General features: G+C 74.5%; 9 protein-coding genes. 3 read left to right on the top strand and 6 right to left on the bottom strand.

Annotated features, from left to right (window positions below):
* From AOK09_RS22070 to AOK09_RS22045, 6 genes are all read right to left on the bottom strand, one after another.
* Positions 1 to 1067 (bottom strand): hypothetical protein (locus AOK09_RS22070; protein ID WP_063796029.1); only part of this gene is annotated, 1067 nt, incomplete at its 3' end.
* Positions 1067 to 1819 carry an SAF domain-containing protein gene (locus AOK09_RS22065; RefSeq protein ID WP_245687415.1) on the bottom strand — a complete coding sequence of 251 codons (753 nt, stop codon included), beginning with the start codon at positions 1817 to 1819 and terminating at the stop codon, positions 1067 to 1069. The genes AOK09_RS22065 and AOK09_RS22070, both read right to left, overlap by 1 nt.
* Before the next feature lie 35 nt (positions 1820 to 1854).
* On the bottom strand, positions 1855 to 2760 hold the full coding sequence (locus tag AOK09_RS22060) for a hypothetical protein (protein ID WP_157875986.1): 906 nt from the start codon (positions 2758 to 2760) through the stop codon (positions 1855 to 1857).
* A 35-nt stretch (positions 2761 to 2795) separates the two neighbouring features.
* Entirely contained in the window at positions 2796 to 3368 is a 573-nt protein-coding gene (locus tag AOK09_RS39275; protein ID WP_055588959.1) for a hypothetical protein, read from the bottom strand.
* Between the two features lie 223 nt (positions 3369 to 3591).
* Positions 3592 to 4434 (bottom strand): hypothetical protein, encoded by an 843-nt coding sequence (locus AOK09_RS22050; protein WP_055588958.1) that lies wholly within the window; start codon positions 4432 to 4434, stop codon positions 3592 to 3594.
* Between the two features lie 123 nt (positions 4435 to 4557).
* Positions 4558 to 5331 (bottom strand): ferritin-like domain-containing protein, encoded by a 774-nt coding sequence (locus AOK09_RS22045; RefSeq protein ID WP_055588957.1) that lies wholly within the window; start codon positions 5329 to 5331, stop codon positions 4558 to 4560.
* A gap of 346 nt (positions 5332 to 5677) precedes the next feature.
* On the opposite strand from AOK09_RS22045, the gene AOK09_RS22040 reads away from it, so the two are divergent.
* The 3 genes from AOK09_RS22040 to AOK09_RS22030 all read left to right on the top strand — a co-directional run bounded on the left by AOK09_RS22040 (position 5678) and on the right by AOK09_RS22030 (position 10734).
* On the top strand, positions 5678 to 6871 hold the full coding sequence (locus AOK09_RS22040) for an MBL fold metallo-hydrolase (protein WP_407675429.1): 1194 nt from the start codon (positions 5678 to 5680) through the stop codon (positions 6869 to 6871).
* A 711-nt stretch (positions 6872 to 7582) separates the two neighbouring features.
* Positions 7583 to 8551, top strand: a complete 969-nt coding sequence (locus AOK09_RS22035; RefSeq protein ID WP_055588956.1) for an EamA family transporter — start codon at positions 7583 to 7585, stop codon at positions 8549 to 8551.
* 146 nt (positions 8552 to 8697) lie between these two features.
* A complete protein-coding gene (locus tag AOK09_RS22030; protein ID WP_055588955.1) occupies positions 8698 to 10734 on the top strand; it encodes a S9 family peptidase in 2037 nt (678 codons plus the stop codon).
* Positions 10735 to 10761 lie beyond the last annotated feature (27 nt).

The following is a 10761-nucleotide window of genomic DNA, read 5'->3' as shown; positions in this document are numbered from 1 at the left end:
GTCCAGCCCTGCGGCAGCGGGGACTGGGGCGCCCAGGGGCCGGAGCCCGAGGCGGCGGCGGTGAAGTCCGACGGCGGGGGCGTCCAGGGGCCGGGCGGCGGCCCGAACGCGGACAGCGGCCCTGGCGAGGCCACCGGCTCGGGCGCCGGAGCCTGCGGGCTTTGCGGGCTTTGCGGGTTTTGCAGGTTTTGCAGGTTCTGCGGGCTCTGCGGGTTCTGCGGGGCGAACGGTATCGGCGGAGCCGCGTACCGGCCCGCCGGGTCGCCGGCCTGCCCCTGCGGGGCCAGCCGCACCCGGCGGCGCCCCACCAGCAGCCGCACCTCGTCCGCCGCCGAACGGGCCGCGCGCATCAGCTCGGAGCGGACGAACCGCCGGTCGGTGCTCTCCCCGCCGTCGGAGAGCACCCTCGCGGTGCGCGGCGCATGCGGCAGCAGCCCGATCACGGGCGCGCCCAGCTCCCTGGAGACGTCCGCCGCCGGGTACGGGCCCTCCTGCACCAGGAGCAGGCCCAGTGCGTCCGCGCCGGTGCCGGAGGTGTCCAGGTCCTCACGCAGCGCGGCCAGGCGCGGGCGTGCGGAGTTGAGCCCGCGCAGGGTGTTGCGGACGGTCAGCAGCACCCCGTCGGCCCGGCGGGCCAGTGCCGCGCTGCTTCCGTGGGCACCGGAGCGGCCCAGGTCCATGATGACGTCGTAGCCGTGGGGTTCCAGTGCGTGGAAAGCCTCCACCAGGGGCTCCCAGGTGTAGGCGAGGCCGACCGCCTGGGCGGGGTCGGTGAGGCCGGGGAGCAGCAGCCGGTCCGCGGAGCCGTCCGGGGAGAGGTCGACCAGCTGGTCCCACAGCTCCTCGGCGAGCCGTCCTCTTCGGTCGGCCACGGCGAGGTTGCGCAGCCCGTACACCGCCTCGACGCGGCCCTCGAGCGCCCCCGCCAGAATGGCGCCGCCGTCCGGGTCGCACTCGGCGAGCAGCACCCGGCGGCCCGGGGCGAGCGGCCAGGCCAGCAGCAGGGCGAGGGCGGAGGTGGTCGCCCCCGGTGCGCCCGGGGTGCCGGCGACCGCGATCACCGCCATCAGCCGCCGCTCCTTTCGGGCGCCAGGATCACCATGAACTTCCCGCCGGCGACGATCTCCGCCAGCCGGGGGCCGGAGGAGGCGTCCACCGCCATGTCGACCACCACGGTGCCGTCGGTGTCGACGCCTCCGACGGTGACCACGGTGGCGGACAGGGTCTGCGGCCGGGTGGTGGCGCCTGCTCCGTTCTGCTGGCCACCGGTGTCGGGGGTGGCCACGACCAGCACCTGGCGGCCGGGCTTCAGGGCGGTGGCCGGGAGCTGGGTGTGCTTGGCGGCGACGCCGACGATCTGCTGGCCCGGCTTCACGATCAGCTGGTTGGTGACGTCGTCCTTGGTGAGCAGTGAGCCGCGCTTGAGGTCGTTGGTGGCCCGCCTGCCGATGGCGCGGTCGAGGTCGCCGGCGTCCAGCGGGTGCAGCGCGGGGTCGCTGGCGATCCTGGCGATGGTGAGATCGGCGGCGGTGAGCTGCTGCCCTGCGGGTACGTCCCGGGCGACGGCCAGCACCGAGACCCGCTCACCGGTGGCGGTGTACAGGGCGGCTCCGCCGAGGCCTCCGGCGGCGATCAGGGCCACGGAGAGGGCGAGCACAGCGGGCCGCCTGCGGCGCGCGCGCAGCGCGCGCGGCGGGACGACGGCGCCGGGACGGTCGAGCGCGGCGCGGTCCGCACCGATCTGCCCGGACGGCCTGGCCGCGTCGCCGACGGACTGCGGCGGCGACGCCAGCGGCGACGGGAATGCCCTGTTCTCCACCCGACTGTGCCTTCCGTGCGTGGTTGGTGCGCTGGTCAGTTGAGGACCTGGAGCTCGCCGACGGGCAGCTGCAGCAGCTGGCTGTCGGAGGTCCGGTCCTCGGGGGGGATGGGGTGGGTGCCGGCGCCCTGGATGGTGGCGTCGATGCGCCAGTGCAGGATCGCGCTGACCGTGAACGCCTCACCCGGGCGATCCGCCGAGGAGGTCGTGTACCGGTAGCCGCAGTCCGGGGACTCGGCGCCGCCGTACTTCGCCTGGTAGGGCGTTCCGGGACTGGTGCAGCGCACCGGGTCGGGGCTGTCGTCCATGTACCACTCGACGTACTGCAGGGTCGCCTTGGCGGTCACGGTGACCCCGCCGGCCCTCACCGCCTTCGAACCGTCTCCGGAGACGGCCTCGGCGGGGTCGTACCAGAGCCAGAGCCCCATGCCGACCAGGGGTTTGCCGTCCTTCCCGGGTGCGGTGTGCAGCGCAGGCTTCCCGAACACGATCTCCGACATGGCCTCCGCAGCGAGCTGTGCCGGGTCAGGCGGCGGGTCGCCCGCCGGCGGCTCGGCGAGCCAGCGCGGCGGTGCGCCGGTGACGGTGTTGCTGCCGGGCGGATAGCACAGGACGTTGTAGACGGCGCCGCCCTCGGAGGGGTCGTGGCCCATCCAGGCCGGGTCGCCGGCCGCGGGCTGGGGGTCGGCCCGCCGGTAGTAGCAGCCGTCGGCGGCGTTGAACCAGCCCGCGTCGTCCAGGGCGCAGGGCACCTCCTGGCCGTACCAGCGGCAGACCTCCTTGCCGCCCGTGGTGGTGCGGCTGCCGCCCTGGGCGGAGCCGCTGCCGGGCGATCCCGGGTCATGGGCCTCGACGCAGATGACATCCGTCTGGCACTGGGACACTCCGCCCCCGGGCCCGTCGGCCAGTGCCTGGCTGCCGGTCATGAGCGTGCCAACCATCAGGGCGAGGCAGGCCACCGGCCTCGACGCGGCCCTCAACACGACTGCCCCGTGTGCGCCTTGAGGTCACTGATCAGCCACCCTGCGGAGGTGCTGGTCGCGGTCGCGGTGACGACGTACCGGCTGAGCCGCTGCCTGGGGTCCCTGAGCTGCTTGGTGTGCGCGTCGGCCTGGTGCCAGCCGCTGACGTCCAGGCAGTCCTCGATCGCCGCGGTCTGCGGGGAGGACGTGAGGTGCAGCGCCATCACCCTTGCGTCACTGCGGGGTTGTCCCTGCATCACCATGCCGGCCTCCCGGAGGCGGTGGAGATTGGCCAGAGCGGAGCTGAGCGCACTGCCGGTGGCGAAGAGGCTCAGCCCGGCCCCTGATCTGGAGCTGTCCGCGTAGGCGGTGGTCTGCGCCTGCCACCAGCCGGTGTAACGGGCCAGTACCTGCCGGGCCACGGCGCCCTCACGGCCGGTGTCCGGCACGGTGGACGGCGCAGGGGCGGCGGAGGTGTCCGGGGCCGCACCGGCGGCGGGTGTGGCGGGGCGGTTGTCGAGGTGGTCCACGCTGCCCGCCCCGGAGTCGGCGCAGCCGGCCAGCAGCAGCGCGGCCAGGGGGAGCACCAGGGATGCCCCGAACCCGCCTCCGCTCCCCCGCCCCCGGCGCCTCTGATCGGCCGCCGGCGGACGCAACGCATGCACATGTCGTCGCATGGGCCCCCCTCGCCGCATCCCGACCCACTTGTGGCAGTGGTCAGCAGAATATGCCTGTCAGCCCGTCATGTCCTCGATCGAGCCGATTCTTCGCCGTCCCGTCAGCTCCCGGCAACACCAGGGGTCACCGAGACTACGCAGAGGGTGGGCGAGTTGGCGAGCCTTTCCGCCCCAGAACGGCCAAGAGTTCTCCAGAAACGGACATTCCCGACAGCATCCCTCGCAGCGCCGCCGGGTTGCGCAGCAGCAGTCTCCCTCCGGGAGCGGGCACCACCAGGCGTGCGCCGGCCCGCCCCTGTGCGCCCATGTGCCCGCACACCGCCGGGTGCAGATGCGCCGGGGACACCGCGGCCGGCAGACCCGCCACGCCTTCCTGGAGCACCCGTACGACCCCCTCGGCGAACGACCCCGGCGCCCCGGGCGGTGTGGTGCGCCGCCCGCGCCGCCCCGGCGACCAGGGTGCGACGCAGCCCCAGAGCGGCACCCGGGAGTGGTCCAGCAGCTCGCCCGGCCCGGCCCCCGCGCCCTCCCGCTCCAGCGCCTCGTACACCTCGCGGTCGGCCACCGCGTCCACCAGCAGCAGCGACTCGGCGTGGTTGCCGTGCACCATGGCGCTGACCACCCAGTCCCAGGCCAGCCCCCGCCGATAGGCGTTCTCCCGGGTGCTGCCCGCCGTCACCAGCGCCAGCCGGCGCAGCCGGGGGTCGGCGACCAGCCGTCCCAGCAGGCAGACCACCAGAAAGCGGCCCTCCCGGCCGGCGGCGTCCTGAACGGCCGTCAGCATCGCGTTCGCCCCGGCGTCCGGCGGCACCAGAGAGACCCGTCCCGACTCCGGCACTCCGTCGTACCAGGCCCCGGGCAGCGTCCCGGCCAGCAGACCCGCGCCCCGGCCTGCGTCCGAGGTCCCCGCGAGGGCGCGCTCCGCGCCGGCCTCCGCACCGATGACCACCAGATCCGCCGCCAGGCCCACGCCCACGCTCGGTCCCTCCCCTCGCTGCCGCCCTCCCACACCGGCGTACGACCACTCTGTCGCACGACACCGGCCCGCGGGGGCCGGTTCCCACGGCCCGTACCGAATGCCCGGGCGGGGGGCGGGGGCTCAGCCCACCGCCACCGGACGCGCACCGAGCGCGTTGCGCTTGGCGGGAAGCCGCAGCCGCACCATGCGGCGCCACCCGTAGACGGCCTCGTAGAGATAGAGGAGATGGAGACCGGCCGCCAGGGCGGCGCGCCGGGAGCGGGGCCAGCGCAGGATCTCCCCCATGCGCCGCAGCACGGCCAGCCCGACGTCGCGGTGGGTGCGGATCTCCACCCGGGCGGTCTCCCGCAGCAGCTCCCGGATGGCCTGCGCATGGCCCTGGTCGGCGAAGCGCAGCAGCTCCTCGTGACAGTACGCCAGGTGGTTGTCCTCGTCGGCCGAGATCAGCCGTACCGCCCTGCCCACGTCGGGGTGGTCCCCGAGGAACCGCACCAGCAGCTGCATCTCCTCGGCGGCCCGCTGCTCGGTGACCCGGCTGTGCACCAGATAGGTGATCACGTCGCGGTCGTCCAGCGGCCGGTCCGAACGCAGCCGCTCGTGCAACAGCCCGATGCCCTGGCGTTCCAGCAGCATGCAGTAGTCCGTGTCGGGCGGGACGGCCACCGGCTCCAGGCCCCGCTTGCGCAGCAGCTGGGCGAAGATCCGGCCGTGCTTGCGCTCGTCGGCGCCATGACGGGCGATCTTGGGCGCCAGTTCGGGGTCCTTCACCAGGGCGGCGATGCGTTCGTTCTCCCAGCCGCCCTGGTTCTCGTCCTGTGCCGCGATGCTGCAGAAAAGCCGGTAGGCCTCGTCGCTGTCATGGATGGCCTGGAAGAGACCTCGCGCGGTGAGCATGGCAGCCACCACCTCTCGGACGGCGCGTCACTCGTCTGCGGCACCGGGCGGCGGAGCCGCCGCCTGCAGCCATTTCGCATCGTAACCGCGGGTGGGCCGGCCCGCTCGCCCAGCCGGGCGGCGGTGCGGCGGGGCCCGGCTGGGACCGTGGGCTTCCCTCCGTCTTCCCAGGTCTGCGACGTCACCCCCGGGGTAGTCTGCCGGGGAGGTGGTTTGGCGTACGGCCGCAGTCGGGCAAGCGGGCAGTGCGCGCCGCAGGATCGCGTCCCACACCCCCGACCGAGGAGGTGCCGTGCCCGGCCCCACCCCCCGGCCCACCGGCCTGTCCCGTGTACCCGGCGCCGATCTGGTCCGCTCCCTGCCCGGCGCCGCGCTGCGGCGGCTGCGTCCGGACGCGTTCGGCACGGTCCCCACCGGGGCCCGGCTGGAGCGGATCCTGGCCTCCCCGAACTTCGTGGACGGCGCCTTCCGGAACCCGGTGCCCACCCGGCGGATGGTGTCCGACTCCCCTCTGCCGGGGATGCGGGCGCTGTTCCTGGCCGACCGCACCCGCCGGACCCCGGCCGCCGCCGTGCCGCTGCACCGGCCGACCGCCGCGGAGCTGGCGGGGCCGCCGGCCTCCGGGCTGCGGACGACCTGGATGGGGCACGCCTCGGTCCTGGTGGAGATCGACGGCCGCCGGGTGCTGATCGACCCGGTGTGGGGGGAGCGCTGCTCCCCCTTCTCCGGTCTCGGCCCCAGGCGGCTGCACCCGGTGCCGGTCCCGCTGCGGGAACTGGGGCGGCTGGACGTGGTGGTGATCTCCCACGACCACTACGACCACCTGGACATGGGGACGGTGCGTGCCCTCGCGCAGAGCGACACGGTCTTCGCGGTACCGCTGGGGGTGGGCGCGCACCTGGAGCACTGGGGGGTGCCCGCGAAACGCATCGTGGAGCTGGACTGGTGGGAGTCGGCCGAGGTGGCGGGGCTGACGCTGACGGCGACCCCGGCCCGGCACTACTGCAGCCGCGGCCCGCGCACCAGCCCGTTGCTGCTGTGGGCGTCGTGGGTGGTGGCCGGGCCCGAGCACCGGGTCTTCCACAGCGGCGACACTGGGTACTTCCCGGGCTTCGCTGAGATCGGCGAGCGCCTCGGCCCGTTCGACGCGACCATGATGCAGATCGGCGCCTACAGCGAGTTCTGGCCCGAGGTGCACATGACGCCCGAGGAGGGGGTGCGGGCGCACCAGGACCTGCGGGGAGCGGTGCTGCTGCCGATCCACTGGGGCACCTTCGATCTGGCGCCCCATCCGTGGGAGGAGCCGGCGGAGCGCACGGCCGCGGCCGCCCGGGAGGCCGGAGTGCTGCTGGCGGCGCCGCGGCCGGGTGAACCGGTGGAGCCCGCCGACCCTCCGGCGCTGCAGCTGTGGTGGCGGGCGGTGGCCGTGGTTCCGGCGGGCGCCGGCTGGCCGTCGTACGAGCCGGTGGAGGGCACCGTGGCGGGCGCCGGGCGACCGCCCGAGGAGGGCACCGTGCAGCCGGACGGCGTGCCGGCCTGAGCAAGGGGTCGACCGGGCGACGTCAGGCGGCCCGGCCGACGTCCGGTCAGGGGACGGCAGTTCAGCCGGTCCAGCGTGCGCTGCGGGTCGCTCAGGTCGTAGCGGTCCACGGCGACAGAGGCGGACGTCCTGCGGGCCGCGGGGTCGCTGACGTTCTCCGCGCGGCCCAGGTCGTCGTTGCCCCTGGCGTCGACGGTGGCGTCACGGAAGTGGTCCATGCCGAAGAGCGGGTGAAGGGGGCTCCTCCCGGGTGGGCGAGGGAACCCTGAGGGGGCGACTGCAGGTCCGGCTTCCAGTGGAGGACGCCGGTTTCTGATGGCCGGACTCCGGCGGATCCGCCTCGGCATCCAGGACTCCATGCCTCGCCCTTGGGTCGGTGCGCAGCGACCCGGGGCCGTCGGCGGTGTCATATCCGTTGGCGGCGCTCTGGACGTCCAGGGATGCTGCCGCACGAGGCACGGCATGGGCCGGGGCCGTGCACAGTCCGAGAAGAAGCGCGCGGCTGCCGCTGCGACGGCGGCGACTGCCGGGGGACGCGCATGGATTCCCTCGGGGAGTGGAAAGTCAGGGACATGACACGTCAGGCCGCGCCTGCTGGAAGGCCGGCGCCGGCCGGGCTGCCTCGGTGCGCCTATTGGCTGGCGCAGGCGGGCCCGGATGCGATGTGATGGCCCCCGAATCCCCGTACAGCACCGTAATAAGGAGACGCCCATGACGGCCCCTGCCCCGGAGACGCCCCAGGGTGCCTCGCTCCAGCAGGCCGCCACCCCGGCCGCCACCGCGGCCGGGCAGTCCCGCATCACCGGCGCCGTGTGGGGTGCGCTGGCGATCGTCTATGTCGTCTGGGGCTCGACCTACCTGGCCATCCGGATCGCGGTGGAGACCATGCCGCCGTTCCTCTCCGCCGCCACCCGCTTCATCGCGGCCGGGCTGCTGCTGGCCGGTCTGGTCGCCTGGCGGCAGGGCCCGGGTGCCCTGCGGGCCGGCCCGCGCCAGCTCGCCTCGGCCGCCTTGGTGGGCCTGCTGCTCCTGCTCGGCGGCAACGGCCTGGTGGTCCTGGCCGAGACCTCGGTGCCCTCCGGACTCGCCGCACTGCTGGTCGCGGTGGTGCCGGTCTGGGTGGTGCTGCTGCGCACCGCCACCGGGGACCGGCCGCGGGCGGCGACCTTCGGCGGGGTGCTGCTGGGGCTGGCCGGGCTGCTGGTGCTGACCGTGCCCGGTCTCAGCGGCGAGGTGAAGCTGGGCGGGCTCGCCGCGGTGATCGGGGCGACCCTGATGTGGTCCACCGGGTCCTTCTTCTCGGCGCGCATCCCCATGCCGGCGAACCCCTTCGCCGCCAGCGCCTACGAGATGGTCGCGGGCGGGCTGGGCTGCCTGGCGCTGGGGCTGGTGCGCGGCGAGCAGCACGGCCTGGACATCTCGGCGGTCTCCACCCGCTCCTGGCTCGCGCTGGCCTACCTGGTGGTCTTCGGCTCACTGGTCGCCTTCACGGCGTACGCCTGGCTGCTGCACTCGGCCCCGCTGTCGCTGGTGGCCACCTACGCCTATGTGAATCCCGTGGTGGCGGTCTTCCTGGGCTGGCTGGTGCTCGCCGAACCGCTCAGCTGGCCGATCATCCTGGGCGGGGCGATCGTGGTGGCCGGTGTCGGCGTGGTCGTCAGCACCGAACGGCGCCACTGAACCGCCACTGAACCGCAGGACCGCCGGGCCGCTGAACCCGCGGTGCGCCGCAGCCGCGCTCCGCCGCCCCGTTTTCGCCACGGGCTGATCCTCCGCCGCCCGGGCGCTCTGGCGCTCGACGGGTACGGCACAGCAGGATCGGACCCATGTCCGACACCACTCCATTCCACGACGTGGCCGCGTTCACGGCGCTGCCCCGGGTCTCCTCGCTGGCGCTCTCCCCGGACGGGACCCGTCTGGTGACGGCCGTTCAGCAGCTCTCCGCCGACGGCACCCGCTACATCGGAGCGCTCTGGGAGGCGGACCCCGCCGGTCAGCGCCCCGCGCGGCGGCTCACCCGCTCCGACCGCGGCGAGTCCGCACCGGCGTTCCTGCCCGACGGCACCCTGCTCTTCCTCTCCGCCCGTCCTGCGGCGGACCCCGGCGAGGGCGAGGAGGACCGCAAGGAGGCCGCTCTGTGGGCACTGCCGGCCGGGGGCGGTGAGGCCTCGCAGCTGCTGACCCGCGGCGGCGGCGTCCAGGGGTACGCGGTGGCCGCAGCGTCCGGCCGGATCGCCGTGGCCGCCGGGCTGCTGCCCGGCGCGGAGGACTCCGCGCAGGACGCCGAGCTGCGCAAGGCCCGCGAGAAGGCCAAGGTGACCGCGGTCCTGCACGAGGCCGCCCTGGTGCGCCACTGGGACCACGACCTGGGACCGGACATCCCCCATCTGTTCACCGTGGCCGACCCCGCGGGCGACCCCGCCACGCAGGTGGACTGCGGCGCGGAGGGCGCCCTGGGGATCCTCGGCAGCGCCCTCTCCCCCGACGGCACACTGGTCGCCTACTCCGTCTACTCCGGCACCCACCCGGACGAGCTGCGCTCGGTGATCGTGGTGGCCGACGCCGCGACGGGCAAGCGGCTGCGCACCGTGGAGCACCCCGACGCCGAGTTCTCCGCCCCCGCCTTCACCCCCGACGGCGCTGCGCTGGTGTGCATCCGCGAGCGCCGGTCCACCTGGGAGGCGTCGGTCGACACCACCCTGTGGCTGGTCGACGCCACCGACGCCCAGGACCAGGGACGCGATCTCATCCCGGACTTCGACGGCTGGCCCACCGACGTGGTGGTGTCCCCGGTTCCGGACCAGGACGGCTCCTCGGTGGTCTTCTTCACCGCGGACGAGACCGGCCGGGCCCCTGTGTTCCGGGTGACCACCGGGGGCGGCGAGGTCGTACGGCTGACCGCCGACGGCGCCTACACCGATGTGGTCGCCGCTCCCGACGGCGCCACGCTCTATGCGCTGCGGTCCGCGGTGGACAGCCCTCCCACCCCGGTTCGGCTGGACGCCGCGACCCCCGACCAGCAGGCCGTTCCGCTGCCCTGCCCGGGAGGGGTGGGCGAGCTGCCCGGCACCCTCACCGAGGTCACCGCCACCGCTGCGGACGGGACCGCGCTGCGCTCCTGGCTGGTGCTGCCCCTCGGCGCCTCCGCCGACGCCCCGGCCCCGCTGCTGCTCTGGGTGCACGGCGGACCGCAGACCAGCTGGAACGCCTGGACCTGGCGCTGGAACCCCTGGGTGGCGGCGGCCGCGGGCTATGCGGTGCTGCTGCCGGACCCGGCACTCTCCACCGGCTACGGGCAGCGGATGCACGACCGCGGCTGGGGGGACTGGGGCGGCGCCCCGTACAGTGACGTGCTGGCGCTCACCGACGCCGCGCTGGAGCGGGACGACCTGGACGCCGGGCGCACCGCGATGATGGGCGGCTCCTTCGGCGGCTACATGGCCAACTGGATCGCCACCCAGACCGACCGCTTCAAGGCGATCGTCACCCACGCCTCGCTGTGGAACCTGCCGGCCTTCTCCGGCACCACCGACTTCCCCGCCTACTGGATGCGCCACCACGGCGACCCGTTGCAGCGCACCGAGCGGTACCAGCGCTACTCGCCGCACCTGCGGGCGGCCGACATCACCACGCCGATGCTGGTCGTCCACGGCGACAAGGACTACCGGGTGCCGATCGCGGAGGGCCTGTCGCTCTGGAGCGACCTGTCCCGCTTCGGCGTCCCGGCGAAGTTCCTGTACTTCCCGGACGAGGGCCACTGGATCCTCAAGCCCAACAACAGCCGGCTCTGGTACGCCACCGTGCTCAACTTCCTTGCGCACCACGTGCTCGGCGAGGAGTGGCGCCGCCCCGAGCTGGTCTGACGGCACCCTCGCCGAGCACGTGGTGCG

This window comes from Peterkaempfera griseoplana, assembly GCF_001418575.1.
Lineage (GTDB): Bacteria > Actinomycetota > Actinomycetes > Streptomycetales > Streptomycetaceae > Peterkaempfera > Peterkaempfera griseoplana.
Note: the sequence above shows the minus strand (reverse complement) of the source record. Positions and strands in the feature narration are given on the sequence as shown.

Bases quoted from the DNA above. Each gene is read 5' to 3' on its own strand.
- AOK09_RS22060 (WP_157875986.1), bottom strand. From the start codon at position 2,760: ATGGTTGGCACGCTCATGACCGGCAGCCAGGCACTGGCCGACGGGCCC.
- AOK09_RS22045 (WP_055588957.1), bottom strand. From the start codon at position 5,331: ATGCTCACCGCGCGAGGTCTCTTCCAGGCCATCCATGACAGCGACGAG.
- AOK09_RS22035 (WP_055588956.1), top strand. From the start codon at position 7,583: ATGACGGCCCCTGCCCCGGAGACGCCCCAGGGTGCCTCGCTCCAGCAG.
- AOK09_RS22030 (WP_055588955.1), top strand. From the start codon at position 8,698: ATGTCCGACACCACTCCATTCCACGACGTGGCCGCGTTCACGGCGCTG.